Source organism: Micromonospora sp. C95, assembly GCF_018070465.1.
Lineage (GTDB): Bacteria > Actinomycetota > Actinomycetes > Mycobacteriales > Micromonosporaceae > Micromonospora.
This window is the reverse complement of the sequence record NZ_JAGPXT010000017.1, coordinates 78604-100818: the sequence shown is the minus strand read 5'-3', so window position 1 is coordinate 100818 and position 22215 is coordinate 78604. Positions and strand designations below refer to the sequence as shown.

Genomic DNA, 22215 nt, shown 5'->3' with positions numbered 1-22215 from the left:
TCCGCTGCCCGGCCGGTCAGCGACCACCGGACGCGGCAGCGGTCCGGGCCTCGTTCATGCCCTGGTTGGCCAGCGCGTCGGCCCGCTCGTTCTCCGGATGCCCGTTGTGGCCCTTCACCCACAGCCAGGTGATCTGGTGCCGGGCGCAGGCCGTCTCCAGCCGCTGCCACAGGTCGGCGTTCTTCACCGGCTGCTTGGCGGCGGTCAGCCAGCCGTTGCGTTTCCAGGACGCCAGCCAGCTGGTGATGCCGTTGCGCACGTACGTGCTGTCGGTGTGCAGCTCGACGGTGACCGGACGGGTCAGGCTCTCCAGCGCCTCGATGGCGGCGGTCAGTTCCATCCGGTTGTTTGTCGTCGGGCTGGCCTCCCCACCGCACAGCTCGCGCTCGTGGGAGCCGTACCGCAGCACCGCGCCCCAGCCACCCGGGCCCGGGTTGCCGCTGCACGCCCCGTCGGTCCAGATCCGCACCACCCGGCCGGCCGTCTCGTCCACCATGGCGGCAGACCCTACCGTCCGCGAGCCCCCGGGTCGCTCGACGGGCCGTTGGTGCGGTGTCCGGGAACGTTTGCGGTGTCGCGATGAGGTCCCGGCGGCGATCCGGTGACCGTTCCTGGACAGCGCGCTAGGGTCGGCGGAGTGAGTGATGTCGTGACCGACAGTCGGCTGCTGATCCGCCCGGCGGAGCCGGGCGACGCGGAGATGCTGCACCGTTTCATCGTCGAGCTGACCGAGGCCGAGCAGTATCCCGGCGAGGTGGCGGCACAGTCTGCGGACGTGGCGAACGCGCTGTTCGGCGACCGACCGGTGGCCGAGGCGGTGGTGGCCGACATCGCCGGTGACCCGGTCGGTTTCGCGCTCTACTACCCCACCTACAGCACCGTGGCCGGCCGGCCCGGCATCCACCTCGAGGACCTCTACGTCCGGCCGGAGCATCGCGGCGACGGCGTCGGTCGGGCGTTGCTGGCCCACCTGGCGAGGCTGGCCGTGGCACGCGGTTGCGCCCGCCTGGAGTGGTGGGTGCTGCGTACCAACGATCCGGCGCTGCGCTTCTACCGACGGCTGCACGCCCGCACCGTCGACGAGATCGACGTGCTCCGGCTGGACGGCCCGCAGCTGCGGGCGCTCGCCGCCGACCACCACCGGTCCGAGGCCGACTCCGCTGTTCCTCAGTGACCTGGGGCGTCGACGTTCGGCGGCTCGCTGTCGACGACGGGCGGCGGCACGGTCCACGCCGGTCGGCGTGACGGCACGATCCGATCACGCACCCGAGCTGCGGCGTCGGCGACGGTGGCGGTGACCATCGGTCGCAGGCGGGTGGAGCGCATCACCGCCAGGTCCTCGGCGACGCTTGTGTCACCGTCGAGGAAGCGCAGCACCCGACTGGCCGGGTTGCGGTCGAAGAGGCGGCCGAAGAACTCCGGACCATTGACCAGGCCACCGTCAAGTGCGCGCAACGCGACCGCGTCCATCCACCGGTGCCGGTTCGGGTACGCGGGTGCCGGCACCGGCGGCCGGCCGGCGGCGACCGCCCGGGCCACCTGTTCGGCCTGACGGTGCATGGCCGAGAAGGTGAAGCCGGTCGAGGGCCGGGTGGCACCGCCAGCCGTGCCGAGCCGCACCACTCGCGGTGAGGGCCGGGCCACGAACGGGCCGTCGGTCATCGGGATGACACCGTTCTCGACCTCGGTCACGGTGAGCCGGGCCGGGTCGAGGCCGAGCAGGTCGCGGTAGCCGGCCAGCGCCGCGTCATACGCCGCCCCGGTCAGCAGGTCGGGTGCGAACTCGGTGTACTCGACCAGGGCGTACCGACTGTCGATGGGCAGGACGTAGCCGAAGGAGACCCCCCGGGCAGGCTGCGGGGTGCGAAAGTCCATCAGGACCGCTCGCGCCGGGTCGAAGACCGGTCGGTCGGCTCTCAACCACCAGCCCCGGAAGTGCTGCAACCAGTTGGTACGCCCGGGTCGGTGCGGTGGCCGCGGCCGGGAGTCCAGCAGCCAGCGGGCCCGCAGCAGCGGTCGACCGTCGACGGTACGCACCAGCACCCGGTCACCGTCGTCGTCGATGCTTCCAGCAGCGGCGACGATCCGGGTCACGCCCAGGTGCCGCTCCGCCTCGGCGGCGCGGGCGTAGATCGGGCCGGAACGCAGCATCGCGTACCGCAGGGGCGTCAGGTCCAGTGCGCGCTGCGCGTCCGGCGTGACCACCTCGACCCGTGACCAGCTGGCGCTGAGCAACTCGTCCAGGTCGTTGCCGGGCCGGCCCCAGAACGCCCAGGTGCGGTCCTGCCCACGGCGGTGCACCGGATCGACGACGGCGATCCGCACGTCGCGTACGCGGTGCCGGGCCAACGCGGCCAGCACCAGCGACGCCGCACCGCCCCCGCCCACCAGGGCGAGATCGACGTCGACCGGCGGGGAGTCCATCCGATCACGCTGCCACATCGTCAGGCTTGTCGAAGGAGCAGGGGCCGTTCCCGACCCTCCGGACGACGAAAGCCCGCCGGCCGGCACCCTGGGTCGGGTGCCGGCCGGCGGTTCTTGCTCCCCCTGTGGAGGAATGTCTTCGGTTGTCAGCTGGTCCAGTGTTGGGTGACGAGGTCGGCGGCCTGCTGTTCCCACTGGGCGTAGTGGTCGGGGTAGGCCGAGACCTGGACGGTCTGGGCTGCCTCGGTGAGGGGCATGTCCTGCCAGCCGTCGACCTGCTTCAACGCCTTGAGGAAGGCCATGGTCGAGTACTCGGGGTCGGTGATCTGCTCCACGGTGCCCCAGCCCGAGGTGGGGCGCTGCTGGAACAGGCCCTGGGAGTCGTGGTCGTTGCGGTCACCGAGGTGGCCCAGGTTCTCCAGCTTCGACTCCTGCAGGGCGGTGGCGATCGACACCACGGCGGCACGCTCGTCCATGCCGGCCTTCTTCGTCGCCGCGATGATCGCCTTCACATTGGCGGTCTGCTCGTCGTTCAGCTCGATCGTCGACTGGTTGCTGGGGGTGCCGTGCGGCAGCACCTTGCTCATGTCGGGCTTGTCAGCCTGCACCACGTCACCCTGCACCGTCGCGACCGGGGCGGTGGTGGCCGGGGTGGTGTCGGCGTGGGCGGCCACCGGACCGGCGAACAGGCCACCGGTGAAGGCCAGACCCGCGATACCCAGCACGCTCTTCCGCAGCATCGTGTTCATGACACAGCTCCAATTCGGGGGTCGACGCACACACACCCACAAGGGGGACGGGGCGCGCGCACGCAAGCACCGACAGGCGCTCAAAAAAAAGGGGGGGGGGGAGTCCTCCGGCACGCGGGGCGGATCGCCGCTTCGCATCGCCGGGACCATGTGTAACGACCGTCGACCCGCCATCATTCCCGGGCCCGCACCCACCCCGGAGGGCGGTGTCTTCCTCGGTCGTTCACCCGTGCACAACGCCCCCGCCCCCTGAGCCATTCCACCCCGAGCCCCCGACCACCCAGGCAATCTTGGTCCGAAACCGCCCACCCAAGGGCACAACCGCACCAAGATCTCCCCGGATCCCACGGAACCGGACAGCCGGCACACCCGGGCGAAGTGCACGCACGACGAGGGTGTGGCCCGCCGTGCCCGGCGCAGGGATCACGCCTGACCGCCCGGAGCCGGGCACGGCGGGCCACACCCCCCACAGCGCGGGCCACGAAGGGCACGACGGGCCACACCCCCCACAGCGCCCACCACGAAGGGCACGGCGGACCCCCGCCCCTTCGGCGACGGCTTACGGCGTCCGGGTGGACACGGGATGGCAACGAGGATTTCTCATTTTCACCGAGTCGGGTCTCAAGCCCACCTAGTGTTGGGCACACCGGTGCTAGTCACGGAGTTGGCCACCCGAACGACGTCCCACGCAGTCAGCGGACGAAAAGTGAGGGAAGACGCGTATGAAGGCAACAAGAGTTCTCATACCGGCGGCAGGCGGCGTCGCTCTCGGCGCGCTGCTGCTGCCCGGCATCGCGCTGGCCGACACGACCGTGTCGCCATCCACCACGCCGGTCGGCGGAACCGTCGTACTGACCGCGACGGGTTGCAACCCGAAATCAGGTGACGCGATCTTCCGCGTCACCGGGCCGGACCGCGACCAGAATGTCCGCTCCACCACCGCCGCCGCCGGCGGCGGGTTGAGTGCGGAGCTGTTCACCGCCGGTTTCACCCTGGGTACCTACACGGTGGCCGCCACCTGCGGCGACGGTACGCCCGACGGAAGCGCGACCCTGACGGTCACCCCGATCGGCGGCGCCGAGGCCGGGGGCCGGGACGGCGACGACGGTGTCGGAACGCTGACCACCGGCGCCACCCTGCTGGCCACCGCGCTCGGCGGTGCCGTCATCCTGGCCCGCCGACGCCGCCACGCCGTCACCGCCGGGACGCACTGATCCACGACTCACCCCATCCCATCCTGCGACGGGTGCCCGTACCGTGCTGCACGGTGCGGGCACCCGAGGTGACACCGGCAGGCGGAGTTCCGAGCCGCCCCTCGCGGGCACCGGCGAACGGAGGTTCCCGTGCGGGCGTACCAGTTGGGCCGTCTCCTGGTCGCGGCGCTCGCGGTGGCCGGCCTCGCGCTGGTCGGCGCGGGTGTGGCGGGGCTGCCGGTGCGACCACCGCAACCGGACGGTACTGCCGCTGGGCACCGGACGGTGCCAGCGCCACGCCTGCCACCGCTGCCCCGAGCCACGCCCGTCGAGGTACGCATCCCCGCCATCGACCTTCAGGCACCGTTGATGTCCGTCGCCGCCGACGCCGCCGGGGCGCTGGAGGTGCCGCCGCTGGACCGCCCGGACGCGGCGGGCTGGTACCGACTCGGAGTCAGTCCGGGAGAGACCGGCAACGCGGTGCTGGTGGGTCATGTGGACTCCCCCGACGGGCCGGCCGTCTTCTTCGACCTGGGACGGCTGCGTCCCGGGGACACCATCGAGATCGTCCGGAACGACGCCCGGCTGGTGCGCTTCGCCGTGCACGGGGTCGAGGCGTATCGGAAGAACCGGTTCCCCACCGATCTGGTCTACGGTCCGGGCGACGCGGCGGGTCTCCGCCTGATCACCTGCGGCGGCCGGTTCGACCAGGACACCGGCGCGTACGCCGACAACGTCATCGTGTTCGCCACCAGGGCAGCGTGAACCCCGCGTTTGACCGGCGGGGCGCCGGGAAGACCCGTCGCCAACGGCAGATTCGGCAAGGAGCGACGATGGCGCAGGCAGCACGGGCCAGCAAACGGACCGGCGCGGGCAAGGGCGGCCCGCCGCCGCGGAAGGTGGCGGCGAAGAAGGCGGCCACGGCGGCAAAGCGGGCCACCGGGGCCACCGCCGCGAAGACGCCCGGCACCAAGCCCACCCCGACGAGTTCCCGCGTCGCCCGCAAGAAGGCCGTCTCCGCCACCGCCACCCCGGCCCGCCGCCCGACCGCCAAGGCGACCGCGGCGAAGACCGCCCCGGTCAAGAAGGCACCCGCGAAGAAGGCCACGGCGGCGAGGTCATCCGGCGCGACCGCACCGGCCGGCAGGGCCACGGGTACGAAGCGGGCACCGACCAGGAAGACCTCGGCCTCCCAGGCCGCCGCGTCCCGGTCCCGCTCCGCCAGCCCGGCGCCGGCGAAGCGGGCCACCACGATGGAGTCGTTCGGCAATCGTCGGGGCACCCGCACCGGAACCCGCTGACCGGCACGCCGGAGAGAACGCCGGGAAGACAGGGCCCGAGCGAGCCGGCCGCCGGCCTGGACCCGCTGATGGGGACGGTCTGCACCGGGCACGTCCAGCGCCGACGTCCGGACGGCCGTAGCCGTGGCGACGGTTGCCCGACGGTTCCGCTGCCGGTCGGCGTTGACGGCGACCCGCCCCGGTGGCGGTGGCCGACGCCGCGACCGGAAGGATGGCGAGGTGGCCACACGAGACAGACGACCGGCCGGCGGCGAGGTGACCGGGACGTGCCCGTGCGGGCAGGGCCTGCCCTACGCGGACTGCTGCGGACGGCTGCACCGGGGCGAGGCCGACGCGCCCACGGCGGAAGCGCTGATGCGGTCCCGGTACGCGGCCTTCGCCGTCGGCGACCCGGACTACCTGCTGCGCAGCTGGCACTCCCGTACCCGGCCCCCACGGCTGCACCTCGACCCCGCCCAGCGCTGGACCCGGCTGGAGGTGCTCGACACCGACGGCGGTGGCCTGTTCGACAGCACCGGCACCGTGGAGTTCCGGGCCCACTATCGGGAAGGACGCGAGCCGGGCACGGTGACCGAACGCAGCCGCTTCGTCCGCGAGGACGGCCGATGGGTCTACCTGGACGACGACCTCGGCTGAGGCTGGTCACCGCCCGAGGTCGCCTCCCACCGGCACGAGCGGTCTCCGGTCGCCGGCCGGCCGGATCGCCAGTGCCGCCGCGATCAACAGGTACGGCACGGCGGCGACCGCGAACGCCACCGGGTTACCCGCGATGGTGGCGACCAGACCGTACCCGCCGTACACCACGATGATCGTCAGGTCGGTGCCCATGCCGGCGAGCGAGGTGACGGTGGCCCGCCCCGGCCCGGTGATCCGGGCCTGTAGCCGCGCGTCGGCCAGCACCGAGGCCAGTTGCAGGCCGCAGAACGCCACCGCCACCAGAGCGAACCAGGCCGGGTGACCCGCCAGCGAACCCCCGGCCAGGGCCAGCGCCGAGCCGGCCAGCAGCACCGCGTAGCCGCGACTGCCCAACCGCTGACCGACCGGAGCGAGCAGACCGCCGGCGATCTGCCCGACCGTGACGATCAGCAGCAGCAGCGGCACGGTGGTCAGCGCTACTCCGGTGTCGCGGGCCAGCAGCGGCGTGTACTCGTCCAGGGCGCCCCAGACGGCACCGACCCCGGCGACGAGCAGCACCGCCCGGCGTACGGTCCGGTTGCCACGGGCCTCGGCGACCCCCGCGCGCAGCCCCTGCCACCAGCCGAGTTCGTCCTCATCCGGGTCGGGTGTCGTCGCGGCCCGGCGGTGTTCGGGGAAGCGGACCGCGACGGCCCCGGCGAGCAGGCAGGCCGCGACGCTTGCCGCGCCGACCGCCGGATAGCCACCGAAGCCGAGCACCGGAGCGGCCAGCACGATCGACCCCAGTACCCCGACGGTGCCGGCGGTGCGCGCCCGGCCGATGACGCGGGCGTACCGGTCGGCGGCACCGAGTCGGTCGAGTTCGTCGAAGACCAGCGCCTCCGTCGCGCCGGAGACGAGCGCGCCGCCGGCTCCCCAGAGGACGAAGCCGGCGGCGAACGCCGGGTAGGACGGTACGACGGTCCACAGGGCGAAGCCGACGGCGGTGCACAGCGGCGCGAGGCAGAGCATTCGCCGTCGGGAGGTCGCGTCGGCCCAGGCGCCGGACGGCACCTCCAGCGCGATGCTGGCCAGCGACCAGATGACGAACAGCGAGGAGATCTGCCCGACCGACAGGCCGGTGTCGGCGAAGAGCAGTGCGTACACCGGGTAGAGCAGCACCAGGTCGGTGAGAAACGCGTACGCGTAGAGCGTGCCGGCCAGGCGGCGGGCACGCGGCGAGGGCGGGGTCATCGGGGCCTTTCGGGTGGGATGGGTCACGGACACCTGTGTCACGGTGTCCGTGGCGGCCCACGGCCTCGATTGACGGATCAATGTCGCCAGGTCATGGCGCTGATGCTAACGCCACACTCGGCGGTTCCGCACGGGTGATTCGGGCGTGACGACCAGCTCGGGCGGGACGGGACCGGCACCGGTCCCGTCCCGCCCGTCGGTCAGCGCTGCTCGCCGGTCTTCGGCAGCACGATCGTCGAGTCGCTGTCGGCGGAGTCGCGCGGTGCCGGCACCTGCGGCGGGTTCGGGGGGACCACCTGGGTGGCGTCCGGGTCGTTGTCCGGCGACGTCGAGGACTCCGCCGGCCCGGGCTGCGTCGGGGCCGGGCTCTGGCGTGGCAGCGGCGTGGTCGCGTCGGGATCGACGGCCGGCCCGGTGACGACCTGGGTCTCGTCGGAATCGAGGGGACGTCCGGTGACGACCTGGGTCGCCTCCGGGTCGTCGACGGACGACGAGCCGGCGGCGGTCGGTGCGGCAGGGTCGGCCACGTCACCGGTGACCGGGTGGGAGGTGTGCGGGGCGGCGCTGGTCGGTGCGGGTTCGGCGGGCTGCTCGTCGGTTTCCCGGCGGCTGGCGGAGTACGCCCGGGCGTGCTCGGCGATGGTCCGTGACTCCTGCTCGGCCCGGGCGAGCCAGGAATCCCACCGGCTCTGCATCGGCCGCACCAGCCCCCCGCCGACGCCGACCACGAGGATGCCGCCGATGGTGGCCAGCACGGCGACCAGCACCGGCGTGGTCACCGCGGTGGCGACGCCGATCTGGTTGAGCGCGGCGATGACGCCGAGACCGAGAATGAACGCCGAGGCGACGGTGGCCAGCAGCCGGCCGTAGGACAACCCGCCGAGCGCGCCGGAGATGATGTCCTTCACCGCGCTGGCGATGGCGGCGGCGACGACCACGATGACGATCGCCACGAAGGCGCGGGGCAGCCAGGCGATGACGCCACCGATCAGGTCGGAGATCGGGTTCGGCCCCCAGACGCCGAAGGCCAGGTAGAGGGTGAGCAGCAGGATCCCGTAGTAGGCCAGCCGGGCGACGATGTCACTTGCGTCGTAGCGGGATCGGGCCAGGGCCCGACGGATGCCGCCGCGTTCGACCGCGCGGTCGAAGCCGACCCGTTCGAGCAGCCGGTCGACCAGCTTCAGGGCCGCCTTGGCCAGCAGCCAGCCGACCACCAGGATGGCCACGAAGGCGAGCGCCTTGGGCAGGAAGAGAAGTATGGAGCGGAGGGTGTCCCCCACCGCGTCACCGAAGTCGTCTCGCATCGGATGGTCCTCCACAGGGGCAGGTGGTTCGTCCGGCCCGACCTACCCGCCTGCTCCAGAACGAAAACACCGGACTGCGCCCGCATGACCGCTCCGGCCCAGGACGACAGGTCCTGGGCCGGAGCGGTGGGACGGGTTGTGGAGCTGGTCGATCAGACGAAGTTCACGTCACTGCACCACATGTACGCCTGGTCGAGGTGCGAAGCCTGCCAGATGACGAAGACGATGTGGCGTCCGGTGTACCCGGAGGTCGAGACGTTGAACGAGATGTTCTGCGCGGGCGCGTACCTGCCGGTCTGCGTGATGAAGTCGAGGTTGCCCCAGCCGAGCTGCTGGGTGGTGGGGTCGAAGCCCTGCTTGCTGACGTAGACGCGGAAGAAGTCGGCGCCGTGGCTGGCCTGGTCGTAGAGCTGGACCGTGAAGTTGCCGCTCACGTTCGTCGTCCGCCACGCACCCGGCTGGTTCAGGCTGTTGTTCCTGGACAGCCCGTTGCTGCACAGTTGCCCGTCGGGGGTGCGGCCCTGGAAGTTACCGCCCAGACCGTCCCGCAGCGCGCTCATCCAGTTCCACATGGTGTCGGGGTTGGCCTGGAACGCCTGCCAACACATGGGGTCCTGCTGTTGCATGGCCGGGTTGGTGTGCTGGCTGCCCCAGCTCTGCCAGCACTGGTAGGCACGGGAGGCCGGGTTGATGATGGTGCCGTGGGCCTGGACCGGGCTGGCCCAGGGCAGCACGCCGACGATCATCGCGAGCAGCACGGCAAACGCCCGAAGGGGCTGGCGGACGGCTGACCGGGACCGTCCGCCGCTCTGATCAGGCTTGCGTGAACGCATGTGCGTCCTCCGTTCCTTGGTGGTGTCGGTGGATGGGAGCGCTTCCATCGCCAGACAAGCATCGAGTCGCATAAATGTCAACAATGATCTTAATTGGTGCCACTGTGTCCCGAGCCGGCCCGAGTCACCGTGAAGGGCACCAATGCCGCATCTGTGCTGCGACGATGACCCACTCCGCCACCCACCCGATCATCCGAACGACGTCCCGGATCGAAACTTTCGGTTGTTGACGGCCCACGATTCATCGTACGAGGGCGGCGTCGGGGCCGGCTCGTTCCAGAGGCGGATGTCGGTGTGGCTGTCGGAGTCAGCCTGGACAGGCGTAGCGGACCTCGGTCGCCGCCTGCGCCGGTGCCGGCGACACGATGTTCACCGTCGCGGTCTCCGTGGTGCTACCGACCCCGGTGAACGACCAGCGCAACGTCAGCGTGACGCTACGCTGTCCCCGACCGACGCGCTCGGTGAGCAGGGCACCTGGCGCGCCGCCGGTCCGCAGCCACTGATACTCGATCACGCCCGCACGGCCGTTGGTCCGCACGGTGGCGACCACGTCGACGGTGACGTCGCAGCGTGCGCCGGCCGGTCGGGGCACGCTCGCGGTGACATCGCCGATCTCCAGCGGGCTGAGTCGCTGCCAGATCCACAACCCCGCCGCGGTCAGCAGCGCGAGGCTCAGCAGCGCGGAGAGCACGGTGGTCAATCGACGCCAGGGCGACGGCCGGCGCGGCGGCGCGGGTGGTGCCGGCCAGGCCGGTGCCGCTGGCGGGGCGACCGGCACGCCGGGACCGAATCGCAGCTCACCGCCGGGCCCGACGGTGGGCGCGGGCAGGGCCGTGCCGCCGGTACGCGTACTCACCGTGACCTTCGCCGCCGTCGTGTCTCTCCCGGCCCCACCCAGCGGCAGCGTCGGCTCCGCACCATCGAGCGACAGCGTCGGCTCCGCACCATCGAGCGACACCGTCGGCTCCGCACCATCGAGCGACACCGTCGGCTCCGCACCATCGAGCGACACCGTCGGCTCCGCACCATCGAGCGACACCGTCGGCTCCGCACCATCGAGCGACACCGTCGGTGCGGTCACGGACGGTGGGTGTGCGGGCAGGGTGACGGTCGGCTCGGCCGGTACCCGTTGGGTGGGCAGGGCCTCCGTGGCGTCGTCCGGCTGATTCACGCTGTCGTCTCCTGCGTTCGTCGCGGGCCTGGGTGGGGGCGGCTGGTCAGCCGGGCGTACAGAAGGAGTAGAGCGTCACGTGCACCGTCGCACCGGTGGTGGTGTTACCGGCGGCGTCGGTGGCCAGGACCGCGACCGGAATCCGCGTGGTCGCTTCAGGTTTGGGCAGGTCGCCGAGCACGCCCCGGAACTGGCCGCCACGCAGCTGAGCCATGTTCTGCTCGTACGACCGCTTCTCGAGCGTGTAGCGCAGACGGACCCGCAGCTCACCCGAGTCGGTACGGTCGTCGGCGACGAGCGCGGTGACCGTGCTCGCGGTCGGCCCGAACGGGCAGCCCGCCGGATCCAGTTCGGTCGGACTCGCGGTGACCCGGTCGACGGTGGGCGCGGTGGTGTCCGACGGTGATGCAGGACTGGTGGACGACGTGGGCACCGGCGTCGCGGTCGGTGAGTCGCCCGCCGGACGCACCGACGGGCTCGGCTCGACCGTTGTGCCGCCCGTCGGGACGGTCCCCGTACCGGTCGGGGTGGGTGGACCGGGGGTGCCGACCGTCGGCTCGTCGGATGTGGGCGTCGGCTGCGGTGCGGCCGGAACTCCGACAGTCGGGACGCTCCCGGCGGTCAGATCCGTGCGGGCCTCGGTGGCCGCCGCTCCGACCGACGGTGGCTCGTCCTTCCCGGCGTAGCTGAGCCCGGCGACGCCGACCAGCATCGCGGCCACCAGGCCGGACCCGACCAGCGCCACCCGGGATTGTCCGGTCCGCCGAGGTACGGATCGGTCGGGGGTCTCACCCACCGGTGTCGACGCATGGGCACCGACCGCCGTGCCGGCCACGCTGATGCCGCCATCGCTGCCGTCCGGGAACGGAAACAGGGCCGCCAGCAGCGCTGCCCGGCGAGCCAACTCGCGCCACCCACGTTCCTCCCAGTCGTTCCCGTAGGCACCGGCGGCTACCTCCTCCAGGCTGGCGAGGAAGACCTGCGCGGGCTGTGGACGGTCGTCGGGCCGCTTGGCCATCCCGTCGCGCAGCAGGCCGTGCACCGGGCGCGGCGCCCGATCGGTGGGGATCGGCGCACGGATGTGCTGCCGGCGCAGCGTGGCCAGATCCCGCCCGTCGAACGGCGGGTGGCCGGTGAGGCACTCGAAGAAGGTGGCGGTGGCGGCGTAGATGTCGCAGGCCGGGCTGGCCGGCGCACCGGACCACTGCTCGGGAGCCATGTAGCGGGGGGTGCCGGTGACAGTGCCACCGGAGGCGGCACCGACCGGCATGGCGATGCCGAAATCGGCGAGCTTGCTCGTGCCCTCGGCGGTCACCAGCACGTTCTCGGGTTTGTAGTCACGATGCACCACGCCGCGCGCGTGCGCCGCACCGAGCCCGGCCAGGGAGCCCTTGAGCACGCAGAGCGCCGACTCCGGTGTAGTAGGGCCCTGCGCACGCAGCATCTGACGCAGCGACACGCCGTTGACCAACTCCATCACGATCGCCGCCCCACCGGACGCCTCGACGTACTCGTAGAGGCGACAGATGTACGGGTCGTCGATGTCGGCGAGCAGCCGCGCCTCGTCCCGGAAGTCGGCCCGCAACAGGTCGTCGTCGGGCCCGGTAATCAGATACTTGATCGCCACCGCGGTACCGGTGGCGTCGTGCACGGCGAGATCGACGCTGCCGGAGGCCCCGGCACCGAGCCGACGGACCGAGGTGTAGCCGGAGACCTGCCAACCGTTCATGTCGCCACTATCCGCGCCACGCGCAAGTGAACGGTGCCGCTGAACACGCCACCATTATCGCCACCGCCGCCGGTGACGCCATCGGCTCGGCGGGTGCACCGACCTCACCGGGTGGCCACCTGGCGAGTCGTCCGGTGGGCACGGTCGGCGGCCTTCCGCTGCGCCCGATGCGGCCGACCGGACAACGCTGACCCGACCGGCAGCGGGCCCAGGCGAGACACCGGTCGCGCTGGCGGCGATGACCGAGGCGGTGCGCTACGTCGTCGGTGTAGGAATACGCCGGGGGCTTCAGGTCACCGCCGACGCGCTGCGCCGCCTCTTTCGCGGCAGAGCAGCCGAATCAAAGACCGAACCGCTGGAGCTGACCCCCGAGGAGTGGACGGAACTCCGCCGGATCGTCGAGCAGGTCGCCCGACGAGGCGGGGTGGCACCCGAGCAGGCGGCGCTCATCGCCGACGCCGTGGTCGGTCGGGGCGTGCTCGGCGGGACCCACGCTGACCTTCCAGACCGCGTCGCCCCACGGCGGTGACCGTCCGGCCGTACGATCACAGCCCACCGCGGTCTGATTCGCTCTGCTGATCGGCGCGATCATCGCCGCCACCCTGTTGATCTTCCTTCTCCTTCCCGATGCAACTACCGGAAACGGCGGAACGCCTGGAACGGCAGGTCGCTGCCTGTGACGCGGCGTTCGTGGAGGCGGTGGCGCGGTTGGCCGCCGAGGGCGGCATCGGCGACGCCGATCGGATCGTGGTCCAGGCGGAACTCCGCGCCTGCCTGCGGCCGGCCTTCACCGGTCAACACCGCTGGGCCGCCGCCGGGTTGGGCGCCGGCCACGGTGATCGCCACGGCGCTGGTCGCAGGCACTGCCCTCACCGTCTGGCTGCCGCTCGCCGAGGTCACCTACGGTTTCGCGCTCAGGCCGGGCATCAGGCCCGCGACCGGTCCCCAGTGGTACGCGACGACGGCCATGATCGTCGGCGGCGAGTTGGGCCCGGCGATCCGAATCGTGTTCCATCCGCTGCCCCTGCCGGTGCTGACGCTGCTGTGGCTGGTGCCGGTGCTCGCCGCTCGGCGACGTGCCGAGGTGGCGTCACCGCTGCGCCGGGCGGTCCTGGTCGGGCTCTGCACCGGGGCAGTCGCGGCCGGGGTGGCGGCGGCGCTGCCCCTGCTGGCCCCGCTGGTGCTACCCGTCGGCGCCCGGAGCACGCCGCCGCCCGGAACTGCCGGGGAGCCTTACGCCACGGTCATCGGCAACAGCGTCATCGCGGCCGGGTCGCTTGCCGTGGCGGTCGCGGTCGTCGTGCCGGCGCTCGGGCGGGGCCCGTTGCGCCCGGCCGCGGCGGTGCTGGCCGCCGTGGTCAGCGGGTTGCTCGCTGGCGGCGGCTACTTTTTGCTCGGCGTGCCGGCCTACTGCCTCGCCAGCGTGACGGATCCCGGGTGGTGCCTGCCGGTGCCGTCGGCGGCGGAGATCTCCCGGATCACCCACTGGATCATCGTGCAGGGCGTGCTCATGGCGGCGATACCGCTGGTGATGGCGGCAGCGGCTACGGCGCTGCGGCCGGTCGGGCTGCCGGTTGAGGGCGCGGGACGTCGCGGGGTGGCCCGGGCGGGACCGCCGAGCCTGATGCCGGTGCGGGCGGAGCGACCCGCCCGCACCGGCTGCCCACCGGACACTCGTCCGCCGGACCAGTCGTGTCGGTCAGGACCGCATGCCGCCGTCGACCATCACTACCGTCCGGGCCGGTGCCGGCGGTCCGCCAGGTTCGTGGCGTCGCACCGGCCCCGGAAGCGGTCCGGACCGAACCCGTGACGTCGGCTTCCAGAGCACGTTCGTCACCTGACCGTCGGGCCTGGTCAGACGGTGCCGACTGCGGTAGCCCAGCCGGCGGTAGAGGCGGATGTCGTCGCTACGGTGCACCTCGGCGTAGGTGGGCAGGCCGAGGCTGTCCATGTACCGATGGCTGCCGGCGAGGACGGCGGCAGCCTGACCGGTCCGGTTGGCGTCCGGTGGCGCGGCGAGGAACGCGAGATGGTTGTGCGGCTCGTCGGGCCGCAGCCGGTGGAGGGCCTGGTCGAACCACCGGAACCGCCGGGCATGGTCGCCGGCCGCCTCGTCGAGTCGCTCGTCGTAGCGAGGTGGCGGCGGGATCGGGCGATAGCGGTGGAACCAGACGGTGGCGGCGGTGCCGTCCTTGAGCAGGAACGTGTCGCCGAACAGCAGGGCGTGCTCGGTCCAGATGCGGGCCGCGGCGGCGATCACGGCCGGGCGTCGCCGCTCGTCGGGCACCAGCCACGTGCCGAGGGAGGTCGGGACGATCGTGGCGGTGAGCAGGTCGACGATCCAGTCGAGGTCGCGCCATCGGGCGCGGTTGACCGGCAGGGTGACGTGCATGGGTACTCCTGGTGGGGCGTGAAGTCGCAAGGATGGTGGTGGAGGCCGGCACCGCGCGTTGTGCGGGCGGCCGGGGACGTCAGCTGGTTACGGCCGGCGTCGGGTGTCGCGCCGCGCGACCACGACAGACGTGGCGGCGGTAGGTGGCGGGCCCTGCGGTCAAGCTGGCCGACTGCGTGGGCGCGGCGAGCGGGAGGGCTGGTGCCGGGTATGCGGCAGGCGGGTCAACCTGCTGCTGACCGCAGGCGGCGACCACGCGCCCGCCGCCGTGTCGGCCGGGCCGTTCGGCGGGATCGGGGCCTGCTCGGCGCCGCTGGTGCCGGGTGCCGGTGGCGGGGGTGGCTGCCCCGGCGTGCGCTCGGCCTGCCGGTCCCGGTCGTGCTCTCCGTCGGCGGCGGTTGCCGCCATGGCTCGCGACAGCGATGCTGACGAACCTCCGTACCTTTGGCCGATGACCTGGTCGCCGGGGCGGATCAGCCGCGCGTTTGTCGGGTCGGGGTCGGCTCGGACCGGACCGCCCGGCAGCATGGGGTCGACTCCCGCTTCCGGTGCGGTGGGATCCGGATCGGGTTGGGGGGTCGGATCGGTAGGCGTCGGCGCCGGGGCGGGCTGGGGTGGGCCGTCGCCTGGTTCCAGGATGTCGAGCACCGGTTCCAGCAGGTCGCCGATTGGTGCCAGGACAGGATCCAGGCCGACAACTATGGGCTCCAGCGGCGGCGACCCGGAACCCAGGAGTTCCTCGAGGACGGCGAGCAGCGGGTCCGCGAGTGGCCCGGCGGCAGCGACCACGGCGGCCACCTCGTCACGTACCGCCTCGGGCAGTGGCCCGAGCAGCCGTGCCGCCTTCTCCGCAGATCGGTCGTCCGGCCCGCTCGGGACCGGTGATCCGACCAGGCGGCCGGCTGGCGGCGCCTGGTCCGCCCGGCCGGGACCGGCCCGAGGTGGCACCGGCTCCGCGGAAGCCGGGATCGACGTGGCCGGATAGGTCGGGTGTGGGCCGGGCCTGACCGGGGGCATCGGTACTGGCGGCGGCGAGGTGTCCTGCGGCGGCTGCCCACCGGCCGGCGGCCCGGCATCGGCGGGCGGTGCAGGCTTGTCCCCCGGCGGTGCCGGGTCGGCGGGGGCCGTCGGTGCCGGCGGCTTCGGGGGCGCCTCGCCCGTGGGTGGCGCGGGCGCAGGCCGCCCTGAGCGCTCGTCGGGCGGGTCGGCCGCAGGCGGATCGGCCGCCTGTGGCGGGGGCGGCGCGGCGGGCTCCGGGGCGGGCGGATCCGCCGCGAGCACCGGGGTGAGCAGGGCCCGGACGAGGCCGGGGCCACGGGGGGCCGGTGCGTCCTGAGCGGCGGCCGGCGGTTCTCCGGCGGCCTGGGCGACATCGGTCGAGGTGACGTCGTAGGCGTACCACGCCGCCCCGGCGACCACCGTCAGGAACCCGAGTCGCAGGACCACCCGGACCAGGCCACGCCGTCGTCTCGTCACCGGCGCCTCCCGTACCCGACCGCCACCCGCCGCGAACGCACCATAACTCACCGCGACAGCGCGGTCACGGGTCACGGGCGTGTCGATCCGACCGGCCGGCGACTGGTCCAACCAGTTGACGGGTTGATGTGTGCTGAGCCACACTGCCCGGCATGGCATTCGTTCCCGTCACCCGGGCCTCCGTCTCCGACCTGGTTTTCGGACAGCTGCGCGACGCCATCGTCAGCGGCACGTACCGCACCGACGACGCCCTGCCCGGCGAACGGGAGTTGGCCGCGGCCTTCGAGGTGAACCGGCACGCGGTACGGGAGGCGCTGCGGCGGTTGCAGCAGCTCGGTCTGGTCCGAGTCAGTCAGGGCGGAGCCACCCGGGTGCTGGACTGGCGGGTGCACGCCGGCCTGGACCTCGCACTGTCACTCGTACGCTCCGGCGACGTCCTACCGGTCGCCACCCTGGTCCGCGACATGATGGACATGCGGGCCTGTATCGGCGTGGACGCTGCCCGCCTCTGCGCCCGGCGCGCCGACGACGTGGCGCGACGACGGATCGTACGGGCGGTCGAGGAGTTCGCCGACCTCGCGCCCGACCTGACCGCGATGGGTGAGGCCAACATCGCCGTGTGGCGGCTCATCCTGGACGGCTGCGGCAACACCGCGTACCTGCTGGCCTTCAACAGCCTGGTGGCCGGTGCCCTGGCGGTGGCCGAGGTGCCGCCGCAACGGCGCGCCACCGAACTGCTCGACGTCACCGGGCACCGCCGGTTGGCCTCGGCCATCGCCGACGGCCGGGACGTCGAGGCCGCCGACCAGGCCCGGTCCCTGCTCACCGCCGCGCTCACCGCCCCGACCAGAAAGGACAGCCGAGCATGATCCCCGCCGTGCTCTACGCCATCCCCGCGTTCCTGCTGCTCATCACCGTCGAGGCGCTGTCGTACCGGTTCGCGCCCGACGACGCCGAGCGCGGCTACGAGGCCCGGGACACCGCCACCAGCCTGACCATGGGCGCCGGCAGCCAGGTCATCGGTGTGCCGTGGAAGCTGCTCACGATCGGGCTGTACGCCGCCGCGTACACGATCTCGCCGTGGCAACTTTCCCCCGGCGACTGGTGGGTCTGGGTGCTGTTGTTCTTCGCCGACGACTTCGCCTACTACTGGTTCCACCGGGCGCACCACGAGGTGCGGCTGCTGTGGGCGGGACACGTGGTGCACCACTCCAGCGTGTTCTTCAACTTCTCCACCGCGCTGCGGCAGAGCTGGACGCCGATGACCTCGCTGCCGTTCTGGCTCGGCCTGGCCCTGCTCGGCATCCCCCCGTGGATGATCTTCCTTCAGCAGTCGATCAGCCTGCTCTACCAGTTCTTCCTGCACACCGAGCGGATCAGCGTGCTGCCTCGACCGATCGAACTGCTGTTCAACACTCCCTCGCACCACCGGGTGCACCACGGCTCGAACGCCGAGTACCTGGACCGCAACTACGGCGGCATCCTGATCGTCTGGGACCGGCTCTTCGGCTCCTTCCAGGCCGAGGGGGACGCGGTCCGGTACGGCCTGACCAAGAACATCGGCACCTACAACCCGCTGCGGGTGGCCACCCACGAGTACGCGGCGATCTGGCGGGACCTGCGCACCGCCGGCTCGTGGCGGGAGCTGGTCGGCTACCTGCTGCGCCGTCCGGGCTGGCAGCCGGCCCGGTGACCGCCGCGACGAGCAGCACCGGCCCAGGGTGGCGACCCGTGGCCGAACGGCCGCACCGGGACACGGCGCTGCTCTGGACGTTCGCCGTCGTGGCGGGTGTCGAACTGGTCGCCGTCGCCACCGACGTCCCCCCGGTGCAGTGGGTGGTCAAGCCGCTGTTGGCACCGCTGCTGCTGGCCTGGCTGTGGCGGATCCGCGCGGCGGACGTCCCGATCGCGGTCGGGCTGGTCCTCGCCACCGCCGGGGACGTCGCGCTGCTGGTGCCGTCGGAGACCGCGTTCCTGGTCGGCATGGGCTGTTTCCTCGGTACGCAACTGGCGCTCATCACCGCCTTCGCCGGTCACCGCCGGGCCCGACCGGCGGCGGTGACCGGGTATCTGGCGCTGTGGGCGGTGGCGAACGCGGTGCTGTGGCCACGGCTGGGCGAGCTGCGGCTACCCGTGCTCGGGTACAGCCTGGCGCTGAGCCTGATGGCGGCGGCCGCCACCGCCCTCGGCCGGCGGGTCGCGCTCGGCGGCGCGCTGTTCCTCTTCTCGGACCTGCTGATCGGCCTCGGCGCGGCCGGTACGACGGTGCCCGGACACGGCGTGCTGGTGATGGCGACCTACAGCGCCGCGTTGTTCCTGATCAGCACCGGCTGGGCGGCGGCGACCCGGCACCGACCTCAGTGACCGCGGTAGAGGGCGGCGACCTCATCGGCGAAGTGGTCCTGCACGGCCTCCCGCTTGATTTTGAGCGTGGGGGTGAGTTCCCCGTCCGCCTCGGTCAGATCCCGGTGCAGGATCCGGAAGGTCTTGACCTGCTCGGCCCGGGAGACGCTCCGGTTGGCCCGGTCGATCGCGACCTGGATCTCGTCACGTAGCTCCGAGTCGTCCCGCAGCGCGGACACCGACGCCCCGGGGTGTCCGTGCTGCTCCCGCCAGCGCGTCCAGGACTGCGGGTCCACCGTCACCAGGGCGGCGGGGTACGGTCGGCCGTCGGCGACCAGCATCACCTGACTGACCAGCGGATGCGACCGGATCCGCTCCTCGATCGGCGCGGGCGCGAGGTTCTTGCCGGCGGCCGTGACCATGATGTCCTTGGTCCGTCCGGTGATCCGCAGGAAACCGTCGTCGTCGATCGTGCCCAGGTCACCGGTGCGCAGCCAGCCGTCGTCGGTCAACGTCGCCCGGGTGGCCTCCGGGTTGTTCCAGTAACCGCCGAACACCACCTCGCCCCGGGCGTGGACCTCGCCGTCGTCGGCGATGCGGATCCGTACCCCCGGCAGCGGTCGTCCGACCGTGCCGATCCGCATCGCCGTCGGCAGGTTCGCGGTCAGCGCCGGGGAGGTCTCGGTCAACCCGTACCCTTCCAGCACCGTGATGCCCGCGCCCCGGAAGAAGTGCCCCAGCCGCTCGCCCAGCGGCGCGCCACCCACGATGGCCATCCGGCACCGCCCGCCGAGCGTCGCACGCAACCGGCGGTACACGGCGAGATCGAACACCAGGTGCGCCAGGCGGAGCAGCTTCCCGGGCCCGCCCGGGGTGTCCAGCGCGCGGCTGTACCGCACGGCCACCCGCTCGGCGAGGCCGAACAGCCAGCCTCGGTGCGCGTCCTCGGCGGTGTGGCGGGCCTGGTCGCGCATCTTCTCGAACATCCGGGGCACGGCCAGGATGAAGGTGGGCCGGAACCGGCGTAGCTGGTCGAGCACCCCGGAGATGTCGGCACTGTGCACCATGGTGGCGCGGTTGTGCACCATGCCGATCTGGATCAGCCGGGCGAAGGCGTGCGCCAATGGCAGGAACAGCACCGTCGACGCACCCGGATGAAGCAGTTCGGGCAGCACCGCCGTGGCGTTGCCGATGTCGGCGGACAGGTTACGGTGGGCCAGCACGCAGCCCTTCGGCGGGCCGGTGGTCCCGCTGGTGTACACGATGGTGGCGAGATCGTCGCCGGTGACGGCGGCTCGGCGGGCCTCCACCTCGGCGGCGTCGACGGCGCGGCCCCGCGCCACCAACTCGATCAGCTCACCGGCGTCGATACGCCAGGTCTGCCGCAGCTCGGGCAGTTCCGGTCGTAGATCGGCCACGGCGAAGGCGTGGTCGGCGGTCTCCAGCACGCAGCCGACCGCACCGGAGTCGCCGAGCATCCAGCGGATCTGTTCGGCACTGGAGGTGTCGTAGATCGGCACGGTCACCGCGCCGATCGACCAGAGCGCGTAGTCGACGAGCGTCCACTCGTACCGGGTGCGGCTGAGCAACCCGACCCGGTCGCCGTGGGCGATCCCGGCGGCGACGAAACCACGGGCCACCGCCGCCACGTCGTCCCGGAACTGCCGACAGGTCACCGGCAGAGCGCCGCCGCGCCCCGACCGCCGCACCGGCCACGACCTCGGGTCCGGGGCGGGCCGGACGAACTGCACCGCGTCCGGATCCTCGGCCGCGTTGCGCCACACCTGCTCCGCCAGGCCGGCGTCGTCGCCACCGACGACCGGCTCGACCGCTGTCTCCCGCACGCCCGCCCACCTGCCGTTACGTCACCCAACCAAGGCCACCCGAACAGATGCTGAACTCCCCCCACGCGCCGCACCCCCAGAACCCCCGAATCCACCCCGCACCATCCCACCCCGTGCTACCGCCCCCACCCCCACTTCGTCGATCTTGCAGTTCCGGTCGGCGAAACAACCCTTTCGCGGCTTTCGCGGGGACAGAAAGTGCAAGATCGACGAGTGCCGGGCGGGGGCGGTCACCAGTCGTGGACGGTGCCGTCCTGGAGCCGGTTGAACGGCAGGTACGCCGGTTGGTACGGGAACCGGGCGGCGGCCTCCTCGTCCAGTTCGACGCCGAGACCCGGCTGCTCGCCCGGGTGCAGGTAGCCGTCGGTGAACGTGAACGACTTACGGAACACCTCGTTGGTGAGCGCGCCGTGCCGCATGTACTCCTGGATGCCGAAGTTGTGGATGGCCAGGTCGAGGTGGAGCGCGGCGGCCATGCCGACCGGCGAGATGTCGGTCGGCCCGTGGATGCCGGACTTGATCTGGTACTGCGCGGCGAAGTCGAGCAGCTTACGCATCGCGGTGATGCCGCCGGTGTGGGTGACCGCGGAGCGTACGTAGTCGATCAACTGTTCCCGGATCAGGGTCTGGTAGTCCCAGACGGTGTTGAAGACCTCGCCGATCGCCAGGGGCGTGGTGGTGTGCTGCCGGACCAGCCGCAGCGCCTCCTGGTTCTCCGCCGGGGTGCAGTCCTCCAGCCAGAACAGGTCGTACGGTTCGAGGGCCCTGCCCAGCCTCGCGGCCTGGATCGGGGTCATCCGGTGGTGCCCGTCGTGCAGCAGCGGCAGCTCGGGCCCGAACTCGTTGCGGACGGCCTCGAAGACGCCGGGCAGGTGGCGCAGGTACGCCCGGGTGTCCCAGTCCTCCTCGGCCGGCAACGGCGTGCGTTGCGCCGGCTCGTAGTCGTACCGCGTGCCGTCGGCGCTGGGCTGGGTGGCCACCCCGTACACGGCGTTGATGCCGGGCACGGAGGTCTGCACCCGGATCGATCGGAAGCCGAGATCGAGATGCGCCCGGATGGAGTCGAACAGCTCCGGCAGGTCCCGCCCGGAGGCGTGCCCGTACGCCATGACGCCGGTCCGGGACGCGCCGCCGAGTAGCTGGTAGAGCGGCATCCCCGCGGCCTTCGCCTTGATGTCCCAGAGCGCGACGTCGACGGCGGCGATGGCGGCCATGGTGACCGGTCCACGCCGCCAGTACGCCGAGCGGTACAGGAACTGCCAGGCGTCCTCGATGCGGTGGGCGTCGCGCCCGAGCAGCAACGGCACCACGTGGTCGCGCAGATACGAGGCGACGGAGAGTTCGCGTCCGTTCAGCGTGCCGTCACCCAGGCCGGTGAGACCGTCCTCGGTGGTGATCTTCAGGGTGACGAAGTTGCGGTCCGGGCTGGTGACGATGACGTCTGCGGCCACGATCTTCACGAGGGGTGCCTTTCCCGCGGGCCGTTAACCCGGCGGCGGCACCGGCGGCGAGTCGGGGGAACCCGCGTTGAGCTCGACGTTGTACTGGCCCGAGATGCTAGGCCACAACGCCGCCGCGCCGCCATCC

The 22215-nt window shown here is 72.2% G+C and carries 22 protein-coding genes and 1 pseudogene; 9 read left to right on the top strand and 14 right to left on the bottom strand.

Annotation, left to right across the window (positions count from 1 at the left end):
- Window positions 1-16 precede the first annotated feature (16 nt).
- On the bottom strand, window positions 17-496 hold the full coding sequence (rnhA, locus tag KBX00_RS19555) for a ribonuclease HI (RefSeq protein ID WP_210829015.1): 480 nt from the start codon (window positions 494-496) through the stop codon (window positions 17-19).
- A gap of 141 nt (window positions 497-637) precedes the next feature.
- Here rnhA and KBX00_RS19550 point away from each other — a divergent pair, with 141 nt between their 5' ends.
- The gene (locus KBX00_RS19550; protein WP_307868921.1) at window positions 638-1174 is read left to right on the top strand and encodes a GNAT family N-acetyltransferase; all 537 of its coding nucleotides are present in this window, start codon (window positions 638-640) and stop codon (window positions 1172-1174) included.
- Here KBX00_RS19550 and KBX00_RS19545 read toward each other — a convergent pair.
- Window positions 1168-2442 carry a lycopene cyclase family protein gene (locus KBX00_RS19545; protein ID WP_210829012.1) on the bottom strand — a complete coding sequence of 425 codons (1275 nt, stop codon included), beginning with the start codon at window positions 2440-2442 and terminating at the stop codon, window positions 1168-1170. The genes KBX00_RS19550 and KBX00_RS19545 overlap by 7 nt on opposite strands.
- Before the next feature lie 128 nt (window positions 2443-2570).
- Window positions 2571-3173 (bottom strand): hypothetical protein, encoded by a 603-nt coding sequence (locus KBX00_RS19540; protein ID WP_210829011.1) that lies wholly within the window; start codon window positions 3171-3173, stop codon window positions 2571-2573.
- A 722-nt stretch (window positions 3174-3895) separates the two neighbouring features.
- Here KBX00_RS19540 and KBX00_RS19535 point away from each other — a divergent pair.
- Both KBX00_RS19535 and KBX00_RS19530 read left to right on the top strand, forming a co-directional pair.
- A complete protein-coding gene (locus tag KBX00_RS19535) occupies window positions 3896-4387 on the top strand; it encodes a hypothetical protein (RefSeq protein WP_210829010.1) in 492 nt (163 codons plus the stop codon).
- 129 nt (window positions 4388-4516) lie between these two features.
- Window positions 4517-5131, top strand: a complete 615-nt coding sequence (locus KBX00_RS19530; protein ID WP_210829009.1) for a class F sortase — start codon at window positions 4517-4519, stop codon at window positions 5129-5131.
- On the opposite strand, the gene KBX00_RS19525 is transcribed toward KBX00_RS19530, so the two are convergent.
- On the bottom strand, window positions 5103-5648 hold the full coding sequence (locus tag KBX00_RS19525; RefSeq protein WP_210829008.1) for a hypothetical protein: 546 nt from the start codon (window positions 5646-5648) through the stop codon (window positions 5103-5105). The genes KBX00_RS19530 and KBX00_RS19525 overlap by 29 nt on opposite strands.
- Before the next feature lie 238 nt (window positions 5649-5886).
- Between KBX00_RS19525 and KBX00_RS19520 the strand changes: the two genes are divergently transcribed.
- The gene (locus tag KBX00_RS19520) at window positions 5887-6303 is read left to right on the top strand and encodes a YchJ family protein (RefSeq protein WP_307868916.1); all 417 of its coding nucleotides are present in this window, start codon (window positions 5887-5889) and stop codon (window positions 6301-6303) included.
- A gap of 6 nt (window positions 6304-6309) precedes the next feature.
- Here KBX00_RS19520 and KBX00_RS19515 read toward each other — a convergent pair whose 3' ends face one another.
- The 5 genes and pseudogenes from KBX00_RS19515 to KBX00_RS19495 form a co-directional block, all read right to left on the bottom strand.
- Window positions 6310-7536: an MFS transporter gene (locus KBX00_RS19515; RefSeq protein ID WP_210829073.1), complete on the bottom strand. Its 1227-nt coding sequence runs from the start codon at window positions 7534-7536 to the stop codon at window positions 6310-6312.
- A 658-nt stretch (window positions 7537-8194) separates the two neighbouring features.
- Window positions 8195-8840: pseudogene (locus tag KBX00_RS19510) on the bottom strand (hypothetical protein); the annotation flags it as partial.
- 152 nt (window positions 8841-8992) lie between these two features.
- Complete coding sequence (locus KBX00_RS19505) at window positions 8993-9673, bottom strand: lytic polysaccharide monooxygenase (protein WP_210829006.1); 681 nt, start codon at window positions 9671-9673, stop codon at window positions 8993-8995.
- Between the two features lie 307 nt (window positions 9674-9980).
- Window positions 9981-10844, bottom strand: coding sequence for a hypothetical protein (locus KBX00_RS19500; RefSeq protein WP_210829005.1), 864 nt, complete (start codon window positions 10842-10844; stop codon window positions 9981-9983).
- A 46-nt stretch (window positions 10845-10890) separates the two neighbouring features.
- Window positions 10891-12573, bottom strand: a complete 1683-nt coding sequence (locus KBX00_RS19495; RefSeq protein ID WP_210829003.1) for a serine/threonine-protein kinase — start codon at window positions 12571-12573, stop codon at window positions 10891-10893.
- Between the two features lie 238 nt (window positions 12574-12811).
- On the opposite strand from KBX00_RS19495, the gene KBX00_RS19490 reads away from it, so the two are divergent.
- Window positions 12812-13102: a hypothetical protein gene (locus KBX00_RS19490; RefSeq protein ID WP_210829002.1), complete on the top strand. Its 291-nt coding sequence runs from the start codon at window positions 12812-12814 to the stop codon at window positions 13100-13102.
- Between the two features lie 104 nt (window positions 13103-13206).
- Here KBX00_RS19490 and KBX00_RS19485 read toward each other — a convergent pair whose 3' ends face one another.
- A complete protein-coding gene (locus tag KBX00_RS19485) occupies window positions 13207-13419 on the bottom strand; it encodes a hypothetical protein (protein ID WP_210829001.1) in 213 nt (70 codons plus the stop codon).
- Between KBX00_RS19485 and KBX00_RS19480 the strand changes: the two genes are divergently transcribed.
- Window positions 13409-14383: a hypothetical protein gene (locus KBX00_RS19480; RefSeq protein ID WP_210829000.1), complete on the top strand. Its 975-nt coding sequence runs from the start codon at window positions 13409-13411 to the stop codon at window positions 14381-14383. The two genes, KBX00_RS19485 and KBX00_RS19480, sit on opposite strands and share 11 nt — an antisense overlap.
- Here the strand turns inward: KBX00_RS19480 and KBX00_RS19475 are convergent.
- A complete protein-coding gene (locus tag KBX00_RS19475) occupies window positions 14273-14965 on the bottom strand; it encodes a hypothetical protein (protein WP_210828999.1) in 693 nt (230 codons plus the stop codon). The genes KBX00_RS19480 and KBX00_RS19475 overlap by 111 nt on opposite strands.
- A 159-nt stretch (window positions 14966-15124) precedes the next feature.
- Window positions 15125-16441: a hypothetical protein gene (locus KBX00_RS19470; protein WP_210828998.1), complete on the bottom strand. Its 1317-nt coding sequence runs from the start codon at window positions 16439-16441 to the stop codon at window positions 15125-15127.
- A gap of 152 nt (window positions 16442-16593) precedes the next feature.
- On the opposite strand from KBX00_RS19470, the gene KBX00_RS19465 reads away from it, so the two are divergent.
- Genes KBX00_RS19465 through KBX00_RS19455 form a run of 3 tightly spaced genes read left to right on the top strand, consistent with a single transcriptional unit; the run spans window position 16594 to window position 18805 of the window.
- A complete protein-coding gene (locus tag KBX00_RS19465; protein WP_210828997.1) occupies window positions 16594-17310 on the top strand; it encodes a FadR/GntR family transcriptional regulator in 717 nt (238 codons plus the stop codon).
- Window positions 17307-18134 carry a sterol desaturase family protein gene (locus KBX00_RS19460; protein ID WP_210828996.1) on the top strand — a complete coding sequence of 276 codons (828 nt, stop codon included), beginning with the start codon at window positions 17307-17309 and terminating at the stop codon, window positions 18132-18134. The genes KBX00_RS19465 and KBX00_RS19460 overlap by 4 nt, the downstream gene beginning before the upstream one ends.
- A gap of 38 nt (window positions 18135-18172) precedes the next feature.
- On the top strand, window positions 18173-18805 hold the full coding sequence (locus KBX00_RS19455) for a lysoplasmalogenase (protein WP_210828995.1): 633 nt from the start codon (window positions 18173-18175) through the stop codon (window positions 18803-18805).
- Here the strand turns inward: KBX00_RS19455 and KBX00_RS19450 are convergent.
- A complete protein-coding gene (locus KBX00_RS19450; RefSeq protein WP_210828993.1) occupies window positions 18799-20628 on the bottom strand; it encodes a long-chain fatty acid--CoA ligase in 1830 nt (609 codons plus the stop codon). The two genes, KBX00_RS19455 and KBX00_RS19450, sit on opposite strands and share 7 nt — an antisense overlap.
- A 230-nt stretch (window positions 20629-20858) precedes the next feature.
- Window positions 20859-22088, bottom strand: coding sequence for a D-mannonate dehydratase ManD (gene manD, locus KBX00_RS19445; RefSeq protein WP_210828991.1), 1230 nt, complete (start codon window positions 22086-22088; stop codon window positions 20859-20861).
- Window positions 22089-22215: the final 127 nt, after the last annotated feature.